The sequence below is a fragment of the Actinophytocola sp. genome (assembly GCF_036378875.1).
In the GTDB taxonomy this organism is placed as follows: domain Bacteria; phylum Actinomycetota; class Actinomycetes; order Mycobacteriales; family Pseudonocardiaceae; genus Actinophytocola.
In genome coordinates this window covers 17,086-36,120 of sequence record NZ_DASUVO010000169.1, presented here as the reverse complement: position 1 = coordinate 36,120, position 19,035 = coordinate 17,086, and the positions used below count along the sequence as shown (strand labels likewise).

The 19,035-nt window shown below is 69.2% G+C and carries 16 protein-coding genes and 2 tRNA genes; 7 read left to right on the top strand and 11 right to left on the bottom strand.

Features of this window, described 5'->3' with window-relative positions; genetic code table 11:
* Nucleotides 1–23 precede the first annotated feature (23 nt).
* The 5 genes from VF106_RS47495 to VF106_RS47475 form a co-directional block, all read right to left on the bottom strand.
* Nucleotides 24–100: transfer RNA gene (locus VF106_RS47495), tRNA-His, on the bottom strand.
* A gap of 2 nt (nucleotides 101–102) precedes the next feature.
* Nucleotides 103–175: transfer RNA gene (locus VF106_RS47490), tRNA-Thr, on the bottom strand.
* 92 nt (nucleotides 176–267) lie between these two features.
* Nucleotides 268–390: a hypothetical protein gene (locus tag VF106_RS47485; protein WP_330846710.1), complete on the bottom strand. Its 123-nt coding sequence runs from the start codon at nucleotides 388–390 to the stop codon at nucleotides 268–270.
* Nucleotides 391–483: 93 nt separating this feature from the next.
* A complete protein-coding gene (locus VF106_RS47480; protein WP_330846709.1) occupies nucleotides 484–1,233 on the bottom strand; it encodes a hypothetical protein in 750 nt (249 codons plus the stop codon).
* Between the two features lie 41 nt (nucleotides 1,234–1,274).
* Entirely contained in the window at nucleotides 1,275–2,036 is a 762-nt protein-coding gene (locus VF106_RS47475) for an IclR family transcriptional regulator (RefSeq protein WP_330846708.1), read from the bottom strand.
* 40 nt (nucleotides 2,037–2,076) lie between these two features.
* Between VF106_RS47475 and VF106_RS47470 the strand changes: the two genes are divergently transcribed.
* Both VF106_RS47470 and dmpG read left to right on the top strand, forming a co-directional pair.
* A complete protein-coding gene (locus VF106_RS47470) occupies nucleotides 2,077–2,970 on the top strand; it encodes an acetaldehyde dehydrogenase (acetylating) (RefSeq protein WP_330846707.1) in 894 nt (297 codons plus the stop codon).
* A 115-nt stretch (nucleotides 2,971–3,085) separates the two neighbouring features.
* Nucleotides 3,086–4,111, top strand: a complete 1,026-nt coding sequence (gene dmpG, locus VF106_RS47465; protein WP_330846706.1) for a 4-hydroxy-2-oxovalerate aldolase — start codon at nucleotides 3,086–3,088, stop codon at nucleotides 4,109–4,111.
* 35 nt (nucleotides 4,112–4,146) lie between these two features.
* Here the strand turns inward: dmpG and VF106_RS47460 are convergent, their stop codons facing one another.
* The 5 genes from VF106_RS47460 to VF106_RS47440 form a co-directional block, all read right to left on the bottom strand.
* Nucleotides 4,147–5,367, bottom strand: a complete 1,221-nt coding sequence (locus VF106_RS47460; protein WP_330846705.1) for a metal-dependent hydrolase family protein — start codon at nucleotides 5,365–5,367, stop codon at nucleotides 4,147–4,149.
* Nucleotides 5,364–6,140, bottom strand: a complete 777-nt coding sequence (locus VF106_RS47455) for an ABC transporter ATP-binding protein (RefSeq protein ID WP_330846704.1) — start codon at nucleotides 6,138–6,140, stop codon at nucleotides 5,364–5,366. Before VF106_RS47455 ends, VF106_RS47460 begins: the two co-directional genes overlap by 4 nt.
* Nucleotides 6,133–7,788 (bottom strand): dipeptide/oligopeptide/nickel ABC transporter permease/ATP-binding protein, encoded by a 1,656-nt coding sequence (locus tag VF106_RS47450; protein WP_330846703.1) that lies wholly within the window; start codon nucleotides 7,786–7,788, stop codon nucleotides 6,133–6,135. Before VF106_RS47450 ends, VF106_RS47455 begins: the two co-directional genes overlap by 8 nt.
* Nucleotides 7,781–8,779, bottom strand: coding sequence for an ABC transporter permease (locus tag VF106_RS47445; protein WP_330846702.1), 999 nt, complete (start codon nucleotides 8,777–8,779; stop codon nucleotides 7,781–7,783). The genes VF106_RS47450 and VF106_RS47445 overlap by 8 nt, the downstream gene beginning before the upstream one ends.
* A 131-nt stretch (nucleotides 8,780–8,910) precedes the next feature.
* On the bottom strand, nucleotides 8,911–10,467 hold the full coding sequence (locus VF106_RS47440) for an ABC transporter substrate-binding protein (protein WP_330846701.1): 1,557 nt from the start codon (nucleotides 10,465–10,467) through the stop codon (nucleotides 8,911–8,913).
* A 122-nt stretch (nucleotides 10,468–10,589) separates the two neighbouring features.
* Here VF106_RS47440 and VF106_RS47435 point away from each other — a divergent pair, with 122 nt between their 5' ends.
* From VF106_RS47435 to VF106_RS47415, 5 genes are all read left to right on the top strand, one after another.
* A complete protein-coding gene (locus VF106_RS47435) occupies nucleotides 10,590–11,597 on the top strand; it encodes an Lrp/AsnC family transcriptional regulator (RefSeq protein ID WP_330846700.1) in 1,008 nt (335 codons plus the stop codon).
* An 88-nt stretch (nucleotides 11,598–11,685) separates the two neighbouring features.
* The gene (locus tag VF106_RS47430) at nucleotides 11,686–12,942 is read left to right on the top strand and encodes an amidohydrolase (protein ID WP_330846699.1); all 1,257 of its coding nucleotides are present in this window, start codon (nucleotides 11,686–11,688) and stop codon (nucleotides 12,940–12,942) included.
* Nucleotides 12,943–13,246: 304 nt separating this feature from the next.
* A complete protein-coding gene (locus VF106_RS47425) occupies nucleotides 13,247–14,725 on the top strand; it encodes an AMP-binding protein (protein ID WP_330846698.1) in 1,479 nt (492 codons plus the stop codon).
* A complete protein-coding gene (locus tag VF106_RS47420; RefSeq protein WP_330846697.1) occupies nucleotides 14,722–16,818 on the top strand; it encodes a CaiB/BaiF CoA-transferase family protein in 2,097 nt (698 codons plus the stop codon). The genes VF106_RS47425 and VF106_RS47420 overlap by 4 nt, the downstream gene beginning before the upstream one ends.
* On the top strand, nucleotides 16,815–17,579 hold the full coding sequence (locus VF106_RS47415) for an enoyl-CoA hydratase/isomerase family protein (RefSeq protein WP_330846696.1): 765 nt from the start codon (nucleotides 16,815–16,817) through the stop codon (nucleotides 17,577–17,579). Before VF106_RS47420 ends, VF106_RS47415 begins: the two co-directional genes overlap by 4 nt.
* A 683-nt stretch (nucleotides 17,580–18,262) precedes the next feature.
* Here the strand turns inward: VF106_RS47415 and VF106_RS47410 are convergent.
* Nucleotides 18,263–19,033 (bottom strand): IclR family transcriptional regulator, encoded by a 771-nt coding sequence (locus tag VF106_RS47410; RefSeq protein WP_330846695.1) that lies wholly within the window; start codon nucleotides 19,031–19,033, stop codon nucleotides 18,263–18,265.
* Nucleotides 19,034–19,035: the final 2 nt, after the last annotated feature.

Genomic DNA, 19,035 nt, shown 5'->3' with positions numbered 1-19,035 from the left:
ATCGACGCGGGCGGAGAGGGGCATGGGGTGGCCGACCGGACTCGCACCGGCTTCGCCCGGATTCACAGTCCGGGGCCTCGTCTACTTCGGCTTCGACCACAGCCGTCCAGCCAGGAATCGAACCTGGGTCCCTCCGCACACCCGGCGGATGCTCTGCCAATTGAGCTACAGGACGGGTACAAAAGCATTTTTCTGGCACGCGAAATAAAGAAAGCCGCCCGATCGGAATTCCGATGGGCGGCTCCCTCGACGTGACGGGTGACTACGTCACGGTGGGGAGCCCTCACCGTTCAGCACGGTGTTCTCATGCTGGTGCAGGAAAAGCCGTTCGCGTGACGGGCAGGCGGCGGCGTCCCGCGGTCGCGGGCCTCGCTTCCACATGCTCGTCATGACTGCTCCTTTTTCGCTTTCTTGCGTTCATGGTCGCGCACGCGCCGGTGGATGTCAATAAAATTACCGGCGCGCATTATCCATTTACTGGGGTCAGCAGCCGATCCGTTCGGCGCCGAGCGCGATGTCGTCCAGCCACAGGTCGTGGCCGGCGTCGTTGGGCTGGTAGAGCTGCCAGCCGAACTTGATCGTGTCGAAGCGGGGGAACAGGAAGTCCACCGCGTTGCCGCCGTGGTCGGTGGTGGACACGGTCAGGTCGGGCTGTGCGACACCGTCGAACCACAGCTCGATCCGGTTGTCGGAGGCGTCCATGCGCCACTCGACGCACTGCCACACGTCCTCGCGGGACGGAGCCGACTCGCGCCAGTTCGTCCAGTCACCGGTCGGGCCACCGTCCGCACCGACGCCCCACAGCGCCTTGTCGAGCGTGGGCACGTACTGGCCACCGAGCGGCCGCACGATCTCCGGCCCCTGACCGGTCGCCTCGATCAGGGTGTAGTGCGCCCAGTCGGGTTGCCGCGGGAACGCGTCCACCCTGAGCCGGACCCGCCCGTAGAAGCTGTTGCCCGGGGCGGCGAAGTCCTCGACCCGCAGGAACGCGCGGCCGTTGCCCTCGGTGTGCACATGCAGAACCTTCTGCCCCCGCCTCAGCTTCTCGACGGTGAGCGTGCCGTGGCTGGTGTCCACGCCCCACCTGAGGCTGGTCGCGCCGCCGGTCGGCAATGACTGGAAGTCCTCGCAGAACAGCAGTTCACCGCATGGCGGTGGGATGTTGGCCGCGCCGGCCGGCGCGGGGATCGCCAGAAGGAGGGCCGCTACCGCCAGCGTCAACGCTTTGCGCACGGACCAACACGTTACTGGGAGCGCTCCCAGATCGCCAGGGGTCAGGACGGGCCGCGCAGGACGCGGGACACACCCAGGGCGGCGGTGCGGACGGCCGACGCGAACCGCGCCGGGTCGAGGCGGTTCACCCAGCCGGTGATGGACACGGCGGCCACCGCCATGCCCTCGGCGTCGAGGATGGGCGCGGCCACGCAGGTGATGCCGACCGTGGACTCCTCGTGTTCCAGGGCGACGCCTCGTTCGCGGATCTCGGCCAGTTCCTGGCGCAGCAGGCCAGGTGCCACGACCGTGCGTGGGGCACGGCGGCGCAGCCCGGCCGCGAGTACCGCCTCGAGCCGCTCGGGCGGGGCGAACGCCAGCATCGCCTTGCCGACGCCCGTGCAGTGCGCCGGCAGCCGGCCGCCAACGCGCGACGGGACCTTCGGGCCGCCGCGGCGCTCCAGCTTCTGGAGATACACGACCTCGACACCGTCCGGGATGGCCAGGTGCACGGTCTCGTGCGTGGCCTCGAACAGGTCGGCCAGGAACGGGGCGGCCGCCTCGCGCAGGCCGCGCTGACGCGGCACCTGTGAGCCCAGTTCGAACAGCCGCATGCCCAACCGGACCCCGCCGGGGGTTCGTTCGACCAGGTCCCAGCTGGTCAGCTCGCGCAGGAGGCGGTGCGCGGTGGACTTGGCCATCCCGGTCCGCCTGGCCAGCTCGGCAAGGCTCAGCTCGACCTCGTCGGGCCGGAACGCGGTCAGCAGGGTCATCGCGCGGCCCAGCACCGAGTTCGGCCCGCCGTTCCATTCAGCGGTACGCACGACTTCATGGTGCGCTCGTCGTGGTGCGAGAGTCCAGACCATGGGCACAGTCACCGCCGCGATCGTCGGGCCGGGCAACATCGGCACCGACCTGTTCGAGAAACTGCGACGCAGCGCCACCATCGAGGTGGGCTACGTGGTGGGTGTGGTCGAGTCGGACGGTCTGGCCCGTGCACGGGCCAACGGGGTGGCGGCCAGCGCCGAAGGGGTGGACTGGCTGCTCCGCCAGGACCCGTTGCCGCAGCTGGTGTTCGAGGCCACGTCCGCCAAGGCGCACATCGCCAACGCCCCTCGCTACGAGGAGGCCGGCATCCAGGCCGTTGACCTGACTCCCGCGCACCTCGGGCCGATGGTGTGCCCGCCGGTCAACGGCGCCGCGCACCTGTCCTCGCCGAACGTCTCCATGATCACCTGCGGTGGGCAGGCGACGATCCCGATCGTGCACGCGGTCTCGCGGATCACACCGGTTCCCTACGCGGAGATCGTCGCGTCCGTGTCCTCCCGCAGCGCCGGGCCGGGCACCCGGGCCAATATCGACGAGTTCACCGAGACCACGGCCCGCGCCGTCGAGGAGGTCGGCGGCGCCGACCGAGGCAAGGCGATCATCATCCTGAACCCGGTGAAACCGCCGATGATCATGCGGGACACGGTGTTCTGCATGATCTCCCCCGACGCCGACCGCGACGCGATCACCGGCTCGATCCACGACATGATCGGCGAGGTGCAGCAGTACGTACCGGGCTACACGCTGCGCGCCGAACCGCAGTTCGACGACCCACGCCCCGACTGGCGCGACCACGGCCGGGTCGCGGTGTTCCTGGAGGTGAAGGGCAACGGCGACTACCTGCCGCCGTACGCCGGGAACCTGGACATCATGACCGCGGCGGCCGCCCAGGTCGGCGAGCAGATGGCACAAGCGAAGGTGGCGGCATGAGCGGAGCTTGCGGAGCGAATCATCGATATTCAGGACGGCACCTCGAACGCGGAGGGCGCCGGTGTAGCGGAGCCTGCGGAGCGTTCCGGCGCCACGGAGCGGGCGAGGGGGCGGCATGACCAGGCCGGAACTCAAGCACGCTGTTCGGATCACCGACACCTCGCTGCGGGACGGCAGCCACGCGATGGCGCACCAGTTCACCGAGGAGCAGGTGCGGGACACGGTCCGTGCGCTGGACCGGGCGGGTGTTGACACGATCGAGGTGTCCCACGGCGACGGCATCGGCGGGTCCTCGTTCAACTACGGCTTCTCGCACACCGACGAGATGAAGCTGATCGCCGCGGCCCGCGAGGAGGCGAAGCAGGCCAAGATCGCGGTGCTGCTGGTGCCGGGCATCGGTACGGTCGAGCACCTCAAGCAGGCGCACGACGCCGGCGCCGAGATGGTCCGGGTGGCGACCCACTGCACCGAGGCCGACGTGTCGCCACAGCACTTCGCCGCCGCCCGTGACCTGGGCATGGAGACCGTCGGGTTCCTGATGATGGCGCACAAGACGTCACCGGAGGACCTGGCCAAGCAGGCCCGGATCATGGTCGACGCCGGCTGCCAGTGCCCGTACGTCACCGACTCCGCCGGCACCCTGCTCATGCACGAGGCCAAGGCCCGGTTCGAGGCACTCGTCGCCGAGGTCGGTGACGAGGCGTGGGTGGGCTACCACGGGCACCAGAACCTCAGCCTGGGCGTCGCGAACTCGGTGCTGGCCTACGAGGCGGGCGTCCGCTACATCGACGGATCGCTGTGCGCGCTGGGCGCCGGCGCGGGGAACTCGCCGACGGAGGTACTGGCCGCCGTCTTCGACCGGCTCGGCGTCGACACCGGCCTGGACGTGTTGGGCCTGCTCGAGGCCGCGGAGAACGTGGTCCGCCCGTACCTGCCCCGCTGGCCGAAGATGGACCGCAACGCGATCGTCCAGGGCTGGGCCGGCGTGTACTCGTCATTCCTGCTCCACGCCGAACGAGCGGCGGAACGCTACAAGGTCCCGGCCCACGACATCCTGCGCCGCTGCGGCGAGCTCGGCTACGTAGGCGGCCAGGAAGACATGATCCTGGACGTGGCGATCCAACTGGCCGCAGAACGCTGACCCTTCGCGGGGGCCAGAAGCGAGACTCGCGAGGTCTAGACCAGTAGGTTGGCCAGGTCTTTCATGGGTTTGCCTGAGCGCAGCACTACCTCTATGCGGGGTGGGTCGCCCAGGGCTTTGATTTCCTGTAGTGGGTCTGCGTCCGTGATGATCAGGTCTGCCTGTTTGCCCGGGGTCAGGGTGCCTACCTCGTTGGCTATGCCCAGCAGTTCGGCGGCTGTTCTCGTGCCCGCCACTATCGCGTCCATGGGGGACATGCCCAGTTCGACCAGGTAGCCCAGTTCTCGCAGGTTCTGGCCGTGTGGGCCAACACCCGCGTCGGTGCCCATGGCGATCTTCGCGCCTCGGGCGATGGCGTGGGCGATGTTGTGCCTGGTGATCTCCGACCACGCCACCTTCTTGGCGTAGTGGTGCGGCTGCATCGTCTCCCGGTCGATCGCGAACACCGTCGACAGCGTCGGCACCAGGAACGTGCCGTGCTCCGCCATCAGGTCCACGCACTCGTCGTCCACGCCGTAGCCGTGTTCGACGCTCGTCACGCCGCCTCGGATGGCGGTCAGGACTCCTTGCCGGCCCTGGGCGTGGGCGGCGACCGGTCGGCCGCCGTGGCGGCGCAGCTCGTCGACGATCGCCCGGACCTCCTCCAGCGTCAGGCCCTCGTCGTCCGGGTGGTCGTGGCGGCTGCCCATGCCGCCCGTCGTGCAGATCTTCACCAGGTCCGCGCCAGCACGCAGGATGCGCCGGGTCGCGGTGCGGACCTCGTCGACCGTGTCGGCGATCTCGATCAGTTCCGGCACGGCCGGCACCACCGCGCCGCCGGGCAGGTGGGTGTCGCCGTGGCCCGCGGTGTGGCTGATCGGTTTGACGGCCAGTTGGAGCCGAGGCCCGGGGATCAGGGCCCGGTCCACCGCGTCACGGAAGCCATGGGACAGGCCGCCCAGGTCCCTGGCGGTCGTGACGCCGGCGTCGAGGGTCGCGCGAATCCTCGCCGCCGACTCCAGCACCACCAGCGCCGGATCGCTCTGCAGCGCGTGGAACGGGCCGTCGGCGAGCGTCATCCCCAGATGCACGTGGCAGTCGATGAATCCCGGTAGGACGGTCCGGCCGCCGAGGTCGATGACCCGGGCATCACTGTGCGGGGCGTTCGTCGCCGGCCCGACGTACCCGATACGACCGTCCACTTCGACGTCGAGCACACCGTCCACAATGGGCGACGAACCCGTGCCGTCGATGATGCGGGCTCCTGTGAACCTCATGCGGCCTCGATGTCGAAGCCGGGCGCGCCTGGGACCGCGTTCAGCAGCGTGCGCGTGTACTCGTGCTGGGGGCGCTCGAAAAGTTCGCCCGTCGCGGCGTGCTCGACCACCGAACCCTGGTACAGCACCAGAACCTCGTCGCTGACCTGCCGGACCACGGCGAGGTTGTGTGAGATGAAGACCATGGTGATCTCCAGTTCCCGCCGCAGCCGTGCGATGAGGTCGAGGATCTCCGCCTGTACCGACACGTCCAGCGCCGAGGTGATCTCGTCGGCGATCACGACCTCGGGCCGCAGGATCAGGCCGCGGGCGATCGCGACGCGCTGACGCTGGCCGCCCGACAGCTCGTGCGGGTACCGGGACACGGTGTCGGCCGGCAGTCGGACGGTGTCCAGCCAGCGAACGATCTCGTCCCGGTGGCGACGAACGTTGGCGCGACGCGGATCCACCGCCTCGGCCAGCGCCTCGCCGATCGTGCGCCGGGGGTCGAGCGACGAGTACGGGTCCTGCGGGATCAGCTGCACCTTCCTGCGCAGTTCGGTGCGGTGACGGCCACGCACGGCCGTCACGTCCACCCCGCCGATCCGCACGTGTCCCTCGGTGGGCCGCAACGCGCCAACGAGTGTTCGGGCGAACGTCGACTTCCCCGACCCGGACTCGCCGACGACGCCGACCGTCCGTCCTTTGGCGACAGTCAGGTCGACGCCGTGCAGGACGCGCAGCGAGCCGTAGCTCACCTCGAGGTCGCCGACGTCGACGGCGGGCTCAGCCATGCGAGAGCTCCTTGTTCGGTTCGATCGACGGGGTGGCCGCCAGCAACGCCTTGGTGTACTCGTGGCCGGCCGACTCCACGGTGAGGTCCGCCGCGGCGATCTCCTCCACGATCTCGCCGTGGTACATCACGAGCACGCGGTCGCAGAGCGCCCGGACCACGCCGATGTCGTGTGAGATGAACACGATCGACGTGTCGAGTTGAGCGTTGACGCGCTTGAGCTCGCGCAGGATCTCCTTCTGGACCGTGACGTCGAGGGCCGTCGTCGGCTCGTCGGCGATGATCAGTCGCGGTTCGGTGGCCAGCGCGGCGGCGATCATCGCGCGCTGACGCATGCCGCCGGACAGCTCGTGCGGGTGTTGGCGCATGCGGAGTTCCGGCCGGGTCAGGTGCACTGCCCGCAGCGCGTCGAGCATGCGTTGCCTTGCCGCACGGGCACCCATGCGTTTGTGGGTGCGCAGCACCGCCGTGAGCTGGGTGCCCATGCGTAACGCGGGGTTGAAGGTCGTTCCCGGGTCCTGGTAGACGAGGCTGACCGTCTCGGCCAGGACTCGCGGGGGAATCGTCCCCAGCAGGTCGAGTTCGCCGAGGGACATCCGTGCGGCGCTCGACGACAGGCCGTCGGGCAGCAGCCGTGCGAGGGCCATCGCGGTGAGGGTCTTGCCCGACCCGCTCTCCCCCACGATGCCGACGATCTCGCCGTGCTTGACACCGAAGGAGATGCACTTGACCAGTGGTGTTTCACCGTTGCTGATCGTGAGGTCCCGCACGTCGACCAGGAGGTCGGGCCGCGGTTCGGCCGTGCTCGGCACGACCGCGACGCTGGCTGGTTGCTTTCGAGCCGCACGTGGGTTCGCCGCCGCGGCGAGCCCGTCACCGACCAGGACCGCCGCGAGGCCGGTCAGGACAATGAGGACCGACGGGCCCACCATCTCGTACGCCCGGCCGGCGAGCAGTGACGGCAGCGCCTCGTTCAGCAGCTTTCCCCAGTCATAGTCCGGCGACTGGACACCAAGCCCCACAAAGGACAGTGCGGAGATCGCGGTCAGCGACTGCGCGAACGTCGACGCGGTGAGCACGAGGAGCGGCTCGGCCATGTTCGGCAGCAGGTGCCGCCACGCGATCCTGGCGTTGCTCACGCCGAGCAGGCGCGCGGTGGACACGTATTCCTGTTGCGACACCTTCGCGGCGAGGTTCGCGGTGAACCGCGCGAAGTACGGGATGATCGCGAACCCGATCGCCACCACCGCGGACGAGCCGCCCGCGCCGAGCACCGCCGCGACGACCAACGCGAGCAGCAGTCCGGGAAACGCGACCATCGCGTCGATCACGCGAAGACAGATGCCCCGCAGGCGCGGTCCCATGAGCCACACGGACGTGCCGAACAGGACACCGAGGACGACCGCGATCGCCGTCGCCCCCGCCGCCATCAGCAGGGTGAGGCGGGTCGCGACGAGGCTGCGGGCGAACAGGTCGTGCCCGGCCGCGTCCGTGCCGAGCCAGTACTCGCCGGACGGCGCGGCGGCCCGCTCGCCCATCGACTCCGCCGATGTGCCGAGGAGGAACGGGGCCAGGACGGCGGTCAGCACGACGATGCCGAGCAGCACAAGGCCAAGCACCAACCCGAGGTTCCAGCGACGCCTAGACATGGTTCCCGCCAAGGGTTCGCGGATCGATCAGTCCCAACAGGACGTCGACGAGAAGGTTGACGACTGCGGCGATCATGCCGATGACGATGACCATGCCCTGGATGACCGGATAGTCGCGGTCGAGGATGGCCTTGATGATCCCGCTACCGAGGCCGGGCAGCGCGAACACCGACTCGATGACGATCGCGCCGCCGATCATGCCGGTGAGCACGAGCCCGCTCAGCGTGAGCGTCGAGGTGAGCAGGTTCGGCAGCGCCCACCTGAGGTGTCGGGTGAGGGCCGGCAGCCGCCACCCGCGGGCCGTCCGCATGTAGTCCTCCTCCAGCACGACCGCCGTCTCCCGGCGGACCACACGAGAAACCGTGCAGATAGGACCGAGCGCGATCGCGGCGACGGGCAGTACGTACGACGCGGCGCCGAACCGCGGCGCGTACGCGGGCGGGAACAGCGGCAGGAACCCGATACCCAGTGCGAACACGACGACGAGGAACGACGCCATGATGTAGCCGGGCACCGAGTCAAGGAACCCCGTCACCGCCCCGAAAACCGTGTCCAACCAGGACCGCCGGCCGCCTCGGGTGGCGACGCCGACCAGCATGCCGAGCGGGATCGCCACCAGCAGCACGACCACGATGCCGGCCAGCGCGATCGTGGCCGTGAACGGCAGCCGGTTGAACACGATCGTCTCGACCGGCTGGCGGTACTGGAACGACGTGCCGAGGTTGCCGGAGAAGACGTCGCCGACGTAGTTCAGGAACTGCTGCCAGATCGGGAGATCCAGCCCGAGCTGCTGGCGGAGCCGCTCGACGTCCGCGCGGTCCGCGTTGGCGCCGGCGAGCCCGACCGCGGGGTCCCCAGGGATGAGATGGACGATCAGGAACGCCACGACCAGCAGCGCGACGAAGATCGCGACCAGACTGGCGAACCGCCGGACCGCGAACCGCAACCAGAGCGCGCGCGCCGGGCACTGTCCCGCCTCCCCGGAATTCAATGTGTTGGTTCCGTTGGGAAAGGAGGGTTCTGTCTGGTCACGTACTTGTAGCTGGTTTGCGTCACGTTCCCCTGAGGTGCGGTTGGGAAGCGCTCGGCCTGATTTCGATCCCGGGGTTGGCACAGGGAGTGTCATGACTGGTCGGTGTCGACGCGCACCGTGGCGGCGTCGAAGTAGTCGTCGAAGAGGCGGACGCTGAACCCGTCGGCCACGACAACGGGCGTCGGGAGTGTCGCCAGCGGAACCGCGTCGACCCGGTCGAGGAACGACTCCTGCGCCGACTTCAGTGCCGCGCACTTCGCCTTGGCGTCGGTCTGCGTCATGGCCTCACCGACGAAGCGGTAGCCATCCTCGTTGACCGAACCAGTCTTGTTGCGGCCGCCGTTCTCGACCGTCGGACCCATCACCCGCAGCAGCGACGAGGTGAGCGTCCCCAGCTGGTTGTTGTCGCCCTGGACGTTGATGTCCCAGTCGGTGCCGCCTGCGGTGGTCACAGTGGACCAGTTCGCGTTGTCGAGCGACTGGACCGTCACGTCCGCGCCGACCTTGCGCAGTGCCTCTGCGATGTACTCGTTGCCGCTGGCGAGCAGGTTCGTGCCGACGATCCTGATCTTGACGCCTTTCAGCACCTCGCCGGCGGCCTTGGTGTCCTGTTTGGCCACGAGTGAGCGATCCGTGTTGACGCAGGCGGTCTTCGCTGAACTGACCGACAGGAGCGTCTCGCCGCGCCCGTCGGAGATGATGTCGCTGAACGCCTGTGAGTCGACGGCCTCCGCCACCGCCTTGCGCAGGTCGGGGCGGTCCGCGAACGCGGTGCCGGGTCGCTCGTTGAACATCAGGTACGTCGTCGTGTTCACCGCCTGGGCCGTGGTGTAGCCGGGGGTGTTGTCGAACCGGGCGACGTTCTGGTCGGCGATGACGCCCACGTTGAGGCTGCCGGCCAGCAGCTGGTTGGCGATCGTCGCGTAGTCGGTGATCGGCATGAGGTTCAGCTTCTTCGGCGCCTCACCGGTCAACGGCTTCTTGAACTCGGGCCACGCCTTGTAGTCGCCGCGCAGGGCCAGGTCGTACTGCACGGCGGGTTGTGACGAGCTCAGCGTGTACGGCCCGGAGAACGCGCCCTTGACCGTGCCGGCGGCCAAACCTGCCGGATCTGCCAGGCCTGCCGGGCAGACGATGCCCGACTGCGGCAGCGTCAGTCCGGTCAGGAAGTCGGACCACGGCGCGGACAGTGCCACCGTGACCGTGCCGGCCGCGTCGTCGGGGGTGAACGTCGCGGTGGCCGAGCCGAGTGCCAGCGTCCGGCCCGACGACCCGGTTTCCTTCGCGGCGAACCGGGTCAGCGAGTTCGCGACCACGGTCGGGTTGATCTCCGTTCCGTCCGAACAGGACAGGCCGGATCGGATCGTGAGGGTGTAGTGCGCGGCGTCCTCAGTGGACCACTTCGAGGCGATCCCGCCGGCGAGGGTGTTCTTCTCGTCCCGGCGCACCACCGTGTCGAACAGCAGCCGGGCGACCGTGAAGTCGTCGCCGCCCTTGGCGAGCGCCGGGTCGAAGGTGGCCGGATCGGTGTTCAGTGACATGCTGACCGTGTCGGTCGACGTGGCGCCGGCATCGGTGCCGCACGCCGCAAGACTCACCACCGCGGCGGCGATCACACCAGCCGCGACCCACGAACGTCGCAACACAGGTCCTCCTGGGGCTTTGAGAATTTGAGTGAGCGTAGGTCGCTGTGCATCGCATCGGCGCGTTCCAGCGGCGACTGTGCATGGAATTGCGTTATCGGACCCCTCGGACGCATGATGCCGCCATGGTGGACACTCTGGACTTGCAGATCATCAACGCGTTGCAGATCCACGCACGCGTGCCATGGGCCCAGCTCGGCAAGATCCTGCGGGTCGACGCGTCGACGATCTCCCGGCGCTGGACCGCCCTCACCACACAACGCCAGGTGTGGACGACCTGCTACGAGGGCGGGCCGCTGGCACCGGAGCAGCGAGTCAACGCCCTCGTGGAGATCCGGTGTGTGCCAGGCCGCCGTGGTGACGTCATCGCCGAGCTCGGCCGGCAGGGACCGATCTTCAGCGTGCACTGCACGACCGGGGCACGGGACCTCTACGTGATGATCTCGACGCACACGCTGCTCGCCATGGACACCTACATCGACGAACACATCGCGGTGATCCCGGGCATCACCGCCACCCGCACCCACTACCTGCGGACGATCTACGTCGAGGGGGCGAACTGGCGGCTGCACGAGCTCTCCGCCGCGCAGGTCACGGCGCTGGAGCACCTGCGCCCGTCGGATCCGCCGCGCGAGCGCAAGCCGGTGCATGACGAGATCGTGGCCGCGCTGGCGACGGACGTGCGGCGAACCGCGGCCGACCTCCAGAAGAAGCTGGGCCGGTCCATCTCCGTCATCTCCCGGGACATCGACGCGGTGCTGGCCGCGCCATGGGTCAGGTGGCGGGTCGACTTCGCGCACACCCTGCTCGGCTGGTCCGCCGCGGCGGTGCTGTGGCTCAACGTCCCGCACTCGGACCTGGAACGCATCACCAACGCGCTCAAGCTGCTGGACAACGTGCGGCTGTGCGCGTCGGTCACCGGGGAGGCCAACCTCGCGGCGTTCCTGTGGCTGCGCGATCTTCAGGAGCTGGACGTCATCGAGAGCAGGGTGGCGTCGGTGTTCCCGAACGTCATGATCAAGGATCGGTGGATCGTGCCGAGGATCGCGAAGCGCACCGGGTACATCCTCGACCACGACAGCCGCCGGCTCCGCTTCGTCCCACTGGGAGACCAGCCAGTCTTCGAGCACTAGCGTGCACACGGTTGCGCGAATTCGGGAGTTTCGTGCCGAGTCCACGCTGATCACCACTATTTCGCGGCACGTTTCCTAGCGTGAGCGGGTGAACGTCGAGCAGCTGAGCGCCTTCCGCCGGGAACTGCACCGCAACCCGGAACCCGCATTCGTCGAGATCGGCACCGCCGCCCGGATCGAACAGGCGATCGAGGGACTGCCGGTGTCCGTACTGACGGGTGCCGACGCACAGCACCTCGCGCCGGTCGTGAACTACCCGTCAGCGTCTACTCTGGACGAATGGACGGACCGCGCGGTCGCGTCCGGTGTGCCGCCGAAGCGGGCCGAGTACTTCCGGCGCAACGGCACCGCGCTGGTGGTGGACATCGCGGGGAACCGGCCGGGCCCGCGGTGGGGACTGCGGGTCGACATCGACGCGCTGCCGATGCGCGAGTCCACCGACCCGACCCACTTCCCGGTGCCGAACGGCTTCGCGTCGACCAACGGGGCGATGCACGCGTGCGGTCACGACGCGAACACCACCATGGGTGTCGGACTGCTCCACCGGTTGTCCGACCACGACTTCCCCGGTTCGCTGCGGGTCCTGTTCCAGCCGGCTGAGGAAGGCGTCCGCGGCGCGCAGACGATGCTCGACGCTGGCGTGGCCGACGACATCGACCGCATGCTGGCCGTGCACGTGGCTGGCGACACACCGGTCGGCGCGGTCGTGGGCAGCTTCACCGGCGGCATGGCCACCCGCAAGCTGAAGGTCGACTTCACGGGCAAGGCCTCCCACGCAGCCGGCACCCCCGAAGCGGGCCGCAACGCGTTGCTCGCCGCGGCGATGGCCGCGCTCGCGATCATGGCGATCCCACGGTTCGGCTCCGTGGACACCAGACTCAACGTAGGCACACTGGTGGCGGGCGACGGGGTGAACATCGTCCCGTCGACGGCGACGATGACCTGCGAGGCACGGGCCACCGTGGACGACACGGTCGACGAACTGGTCGACCGCGTACGGTCCATTGTGGAGGGTTCGGCACTCGCGCAGGGGGTCTCGGTCTCGCTCGCGCTGATGGGCCAGTCGGCAACCGTATGCCCCGACGACGAACTGGTGGACCTGATCATCGCGGCCGCCAAGGCACAGGACGCCGTCGACGCGGTGGAGCGCACCCGGTCGCTAGCAGGCAGCGACGACGCCAACCTGCTCATCCGCCACGTGCAGCAACGCGGAGGGTGGGGCGCGTACCTGATGGTCGGCGCCGCGAGCCCCGGCCCACACCACAGCGCCACCTTCGACGTGGACGAACGAGCCATCCCACTGGGGATCGACATCCTCGAGACACTCATCAGAGCGGCTCGTTGAGGGCTACCGACGACCGCGCGGGCTGGGTGAGCAGGTCGAGCGATGTCCCGAAAGACGCTTTCCCGTCATCCAACGCCATCAACGCGTCTTTCAGGACATCGGCCATGCCCCCAACGCGCCTACCGCGACAACGCAGCGCGGGCCCGCGGCCCGGCCAGACGCTCGACCAGCCCGGCACACGACACCCAATCCACGAACCCGCCACCCGAGCCACACACCCCACATCGCAGCGCACCTTCGACGCGGTTCGTTGAGCGGACCGAAGCGCTCTGGCCGTGCGGGAGGCGCGGCAATGATCGGAGCCATGTTCCCCTCCTTCGCGGCCGTGGTCGCGGCGCGGGCCGAGAGTCGGCCCGACGACGAGTTGGTGCGGCTGGTGGGTTCGCCCGGCTGGACCGCCGCGATGCTGTGGGAGCGGTCGATGGCGATCGCTGGTGGGTTGGCCGGTCTCGTCGGGGTGGGGAACGCCGTTGCCACGTGCCTGCCCGCCGGGCCAGAGGCCATCGCCGTCACCACGGCGCTTTCCGCGTTGGGTGCGGTGGAGCTGCCCCTCGATCCCGAAGTGGACGGTCGGTGGGCGCAAACGCTTGCCAGGTCAGCCGGTTGCGTGACCACCGTGACCACTCCCGACGCGCTGCGGGATCGTCCGTTCCTTGGCCTGCTCGGGTCGCACCCGTCCGTGCCCGTGATCGTGTCGCTCGACGAGTTGGCCAACTCCGGCCGGCCCGTCGGGTTGCGGCGGCTCGATCCTGGTGAACCGGCGCTCGTCATGACGACCTCCGGCACCACAGGGCAGGTCAAGGGCGCGCTGCTGCCGGTGGCCGCCGGGCCCGGCCAGGCGGCACGGGTTCAGCGCGCCATGCGATACGACGCCACCGATGTGCTCTACAACTTCTTTCCCTGGCACCACATCAACGCCCGCCACGCCGGGTTCCTCCCCGCCGTCATCTCCGGCGCCCGGCTGGTCATCGACCGGCGGTTCTCCGCGTCACGGTTCCTCGACGTGGTCCGCGCCGAGGGCGTCACGGCGTTCAACTTCATGGGCGCCGTGTGTGCGATCCTGCTCCGCCAGCCGCCGTCGGCGCACGATCGGAACCACCTCGTCCGGCGTGCCTACGGTGGGCCCGCGCCCGCGCCGATGGTGGCGGCCATGGCGCAGCGCTTCGGCATCACGCTGCACCAGGCCTATGCCTGCACGGAGTTGGGGGACGTGTCCACCACCCACCTCGGTGACGTCCGCCCCGGCGCGGCCGGACGGCCCGTGCCCGAATACCAGCTCCAGGTGGTCGACGGTGAACTGCTTGTGCGGCCGACCCGACCCCATCTGACGTTCCTCGAGTACGTGGGCGACCCCGAGGCGACCGCGCGAGCCTGGGGCGACGGCTGGTTCCGCACCGGCGACCGCGTCCGGCTCGACGACGGGTGGCTGTACTTCGAATGCCGGTCGGCGGACGTGGTGCGGCGGCGGGGCGTGAACATCTCGCCGGACTCCGTCGAAGAGGTGATCGCCACGTTGCCGGGTGTCTCGGAGGTGGCGGTCGTCGGTGTGCCGTCGGAACTGACGGAGGACGAGGTGCTGGCCGTCGTGGTGCCGGAGTCCTCTGTAGACCCGGTCGACGTGTGGTGGCACTGCAGGGAGCGATTGCCCCGGTTCGCGGTCCCCCGGTTTGTCAGCATCCAGGATTCCTTGCCACGCAACGGTAACCTCAAGATCTCTCGGGCCACACTGCGCACTCGCGGCCTTCCGGCCGATGCCTGGGACGCCGACAAGGAGACTATGTGATTCGAGTCCTCGACCTCACCGACGATCTCGCCCCGCAGGCGGCACGGCTGTTCGTCGGCCTGGGCGCCGACGTGGTTCGGGTTGACGATGGCACCTCGTCGGACGAGTTGCATTGGCACGCCGGCAAAAGAGTCGTCCGAGGCGACCTGGACACCGTGCTGGCGCGGCTGCTGCCCGGGGCCGACGTCGTGCTGGAGTCGGGGCCGCTGCGTCGGTTGCGCACACCGTCCCGGCGTGAGGCGTCCCCGGAGGACTGGGCACACGTCGTCCACGTGGTGGTGACCCCGTTCGGCATGTGGGGGCCTCGCCAGGACTGGCTGGCTGACGACCTCGTCGCCAGTGCCGCTGGTGGCATGACCTGGCTCGGCGGTGATCCTGGCCAGCCGCCCGTTCCGCCGCCTCGCGACCAGGCTGGGCAGTTGGCCGGCGATCACGCCGCCATTGCCGCGCTGCTCGGGTTGCTGGCCCGGCGACGCACCGGTCGCGGTCAGCTCGCGGAGGTGTCCGTGCAGGAGGCGGTGGCGGCGACACTCGAGACCGGCGCGATCGCGTGGCTCCACGGGGGCACGGTGCCGGGCCGGACATCCGGCGTCTACGGGCACGTCGCGCACCGGGTGTTCGCGGCCAAGGACGGTCACGTGGCGGGCGGTTACTCCGGCCCCGATCGCATGTGGACGGACCTGCTCGCCTGGTTGGTCGAGGAGGACGAGGCCGGCGATCTGTCCGAGGAACGCTGGCAGGACCCGGTGTACCGCTGGCAGAACCGGCCGCACGTGGACGACGTGGTGGCCGCGTTCGTGGCGCGGCGCACGGTCGACGAGATCGCGTCGGAGGCCAGGGCGCGTGCGCTGCCGTGGGCCGCGGTGGCCGCGCCGAGCGAACTGGCCGACAACCCGCAGCTGCGGTATCGGAACTTCTTCGTGGACATCGACACGCCGTCCGGGCCGGTCACGAACGTGGGCTTCCCGTTCGCGTCGCGAAGGCGTCTGTCTGCTCCGGCTCATGTAGACACAGTGGACTGGCCCGCCAGGGACCTGCCTCCGCCGGCGTCGGGACGTGGTGCGGCGCTCGACGGGACGCGCGTTCTGGACCTCACATGGGTGCTCGCCGGCCCGTACGTGACCAAGATCCTGGGCGAGCACGGCGCGGACATCGTCAAGGTCGAGTCGGCACACCGACAGGACCCGACCCGGTTCGCCCCGTCCATGCGGCTGCGGCCCGGCGCGTCGCCGGACGAGAGCGGCTACTTCCTGAACTTCAACCGCAACAAGCGAAGCATGACGCTCAACCTCCGCACACCACGGGCACAGGAAGTGCTGCGACGGCTGGTCGCCGAGGTCGACGTCGTGATCGAGAACTTCAGTCCGGGTGTGCTGGACAAGTGGGGTCTCGGGTACGAGCAAATGCGGCAGATCAACCCGAACGTGATCCTGGTGTCGATGGCGGGCGTCGGCCAGACGGGCCCATGGCGGCGGGCGGTGACCTTCGCCGACACGCTCGCGGCCATGTCGGGTCTCACCCACGAGACCGGCAACCAGGGTCTGACGTTCGGCCTCGGCGACATCGTGGCCGCCAACGCCGCGGCACTGGCCACATTGGACCTGCTGTACCGGGGCCACGGTGGTTATGTCGATCTGTCCCAACTGGAGGCGATGGCGGCACACCTGGGCCCTGCCATGCTGACGCCACCACCTCCGAAGACGACCCGCGTCCTCCGAACCCGCGGCGAGGACCGGTGGATCGCCGTGGCCACCGACGACCTCGACCCGTCGACGGTCGCCACCGAGGACGCGGATGAACTGGCCGTTCGCCTGCAGGCACAGGGAATCGCGGCCTACCCGGTACGCGACGGCCGCGACCTCGTCGAAAGCGACGAGCAGCTGGCGGCCGGCGGTTTCTACGTCGAGCTGGATCATCCGCTCGCCGGCAGGGTCGCGCACGAGGGCGTGGTGGCCCGCCTGCACGACACCCCGGGCGGGGTGTGGACGCCCGCGCCGTTGCTGGGGCAACACACCGACGAGCTGCTGGCCGAGCTGTTGGGCCTGACCGCGCCGGAACTCGACTCGCTGCGTGCCGATGGAGTGCTCGAATGACCGGATTCCGGATCACCCACGACGGTCCGATCGCGACGGTGGTGTTCGACAACGGGCCGGCCAACACCGTTGATCCCGGAGTCATCGAGGGGCTCATCGACGCGCTGCCGGCGGTGACCGACGATCCGGCGGTGCGGTGCGTCGTCGTCCGTGGCACGGGCAAGATTTTCGTTGGTGGCGCGGACATCCGGGTGATGCGCCAGCTGGACGCGGACGTCTACCGGGCGATGCGCCGCTGGGTCGAGGTGCAGCGACTGCTCGAGCTGGCGCCGAAGCCGGTGGTGGCCGCGCTGAACGGACACGCGCTGGGCGGCGGCGCGGAGCTCGCGCTGGCGTGTGACGTGCGGATCCTGCACGCGCGGGCCACGTTCGGTTTCCCGGAGACACGGCTGGGCATCTTCCCCGGCGCCGGCGGCTCGCAACGCCTCCCCCGGCTGATCGGCCCACACCGGGCGAAGCGCCTGATCATGGACGGCACCCGGCTCAGCGCCCCGGAGGCACTGGCGCAGGGTCTCGTCGACCTGGTCGCGGGCGACGACTTCGAGACCGTCGTCGCCGAGGAGGCAGCCCGGCTCGCCGCCCTGCCAACAGCCACGATCGGCCTGGTGAAACAGGTGATCGACCGCGGCTGGGGGCTGCCGATCGAGGAGGCCATGGCGGTGGAGGAGGAGTACGTGCTCCGCAACATCCAACTGTCGGACGCGGCCGAGGGCCTACAGGCATTCCTCGACAAACGATCACCGAAGTTCACGGGCCACTAGCCGAGGCCCCTGACCACCGGGCGAGCCCAGTCCGCTGATCGCTCCTGCCGCGGAGCGGACGTGGCCGGCGGAGCGCGCGGCTCCACACAGCGAGGCCGCGCAAGGACCGCGCCTCCGACACGAAAGGCGCACTCGAGACATCCCCACTGTCACGAAAGACGCGCTCATGTCATTGAACGTCCCCAGCGCGCCTTTCAGGACAGCAGCTTCGTCTTGAACGCGCCTCTCATGGCACCGCCCCCGCCGAGCGCTTCGCCAGCCAGCGCCCGCGAAGCGCGGCGTACCAGCCGGCCACAACGCAAGGCCCGATCGCAGGGCCCGTCGCGGCGAGGGTGCTGAAGGGAGCCTTCTTCACGCTGGGCGTTATGAAGGACGCTTCCTCACACCGGCCAGGCCCAACCTTTCACGACATCGAGGACACAGGGGCGAAACCGCTACGCCGGCAGCCCCGCGCAGCAGGCCCCACAGGGCCGCGCCTCCGCCACGAAAGACGCGCTCGAGACATCCCCACTGTCACGAAAGACGCGCTCATGCCATTGAACGTCCCCAGCGCGCCTTTCAGGACACCGGCTCTGTCTCGAACGTCCCCAGCGCGCCTTTCAGGACACCACCTTTGCCTCGAACGCGACTTGTAGCACTTCACCGGGCGGCAGCGCCCACCGTGCGTGTCTTCCCGTCGGGCTCTAGTTGATCTGGCGGGACGCCGTGACCTTGCGGCTCACCCCGGTGAGCAGGCTGACGAACTTTCCCGTGTCCGCGCGGAAGGTCGGGGCGGTGATCGACAACGCGCCCAGCAGCAGGCCGCTCGTGCCGAACAGTGGTACGGCGACCGAGCAGTAGCCGATCGCGACCTCCTCGAGTTCGATCGCGTGTCCGCAGCGCACCACCTTGCGGACCTGCTCGGTGAGCACGCCGGGCAACGCGACGGTCGACGGGGTGAGTCGATCGAGTGGTCGTGCCAGGACCTGTTCCAGCACCGTCGGTGGGGAGAAGGCGAGCAGTACCTTCCCGGTCGCGGTGGGGTACAACGGCATTCGCCCGGCTATGCGGGTCGGTTTGGCGGACTGGGGGCCGCCGGCGACCTTTTCCAGGTACAGCACCTCCAGGCCGTCCAGGACTCCCAGGTGCACCGCTTCCTTCGTGGCGAAGTGCAGGCTCTCCATGAACGGGCGCACGGCGTCCCTCAGGACACGGAACCGCGGCACCCGTGAGCCCAGCTCGAACGCCCGCATGCCGAGCCGGTAGTCGGTGCCGGAGCGTTCCAACATGCCCCACTCGAGCAGCTCCTGCGCGAGCCGGTGCACGGACGCCTTGGACACCCCGCTGCGGCGGGACAACTCCGACAGCGACAGGTTGGCATCGTCCATCTGGAACGCTTCGAGGATCAGCCTGGCCTTGCCCAGCACGCTGTTGGCGCCCTCACCGAGCCCTTCTCCGTACGGTCGCGAATGCACAG

Bases quoted from the DNA above. Each gene is read 5' to 3' on its own strand.
- VF106_RS47460 (WP_330846705.1), bottom strand. From the start codon at position 5,367: ATGAGGTTCACAGGAGCCCGCATCATCGACGGCACGGGTTCGTCGCCC.
- dmpG (WP_330846706.1), top strand. From the start codon at position 3,086: ATGACCAGGCCGGAACTCAAGCACGCTGTTCGGATCACCGACACCTCG.
- VF106_RS47485 (WP_330846710.1), bottom strand. From the start codon at position 390: ATGACGAGCATGTGGAAGCGAGGCCCGCGACCGCGGGACGCCGCCGCC.
- VF106_RS47435 (WP_330846700.1), top strand. From the start codon at position 10,590: ATGGTGGACACTCTGGACTTGCAGATCATCAACGCGTTGCAGATCCAC.
- VF106_RS47415 (WP_330846696.1), top strand. From the start codon at position 16,815: ATGACCGGATTCCGGATCACCCACGACGGTCCGATCGCGACGGTGGTG.
- VF106_RS47470 (WP_330846707.1), top strand. From the start codon at position 2,077: ATGGGCACAGTCACCGCCGCGATCGTCGGGCCGGGCAACATCGGCACC.
- VF106_RS47450 (WP_330846703.1), bottom strand. From the start codon at position 7,788: ATGTCTAGGCGTCGCTGGAACCTCGGGTTGGTGCTTGGCCTTGTGCTG.
- VF106_RS47455 (WP_330846704.1), bottom strand. From the start codon at position 6,140: ATGGCTGAGCCCGCCGTCGACGTCGGCGACCTCGAGGTGAGCTACGGC.
- VF106_RS47425 (WP_330846698.1), top strand. From the start codon at position 13,247: ATGTTCCCCTCCTTCGCGGCCGTGGTCGCGGCGCGGGCCGAGAGTCGG.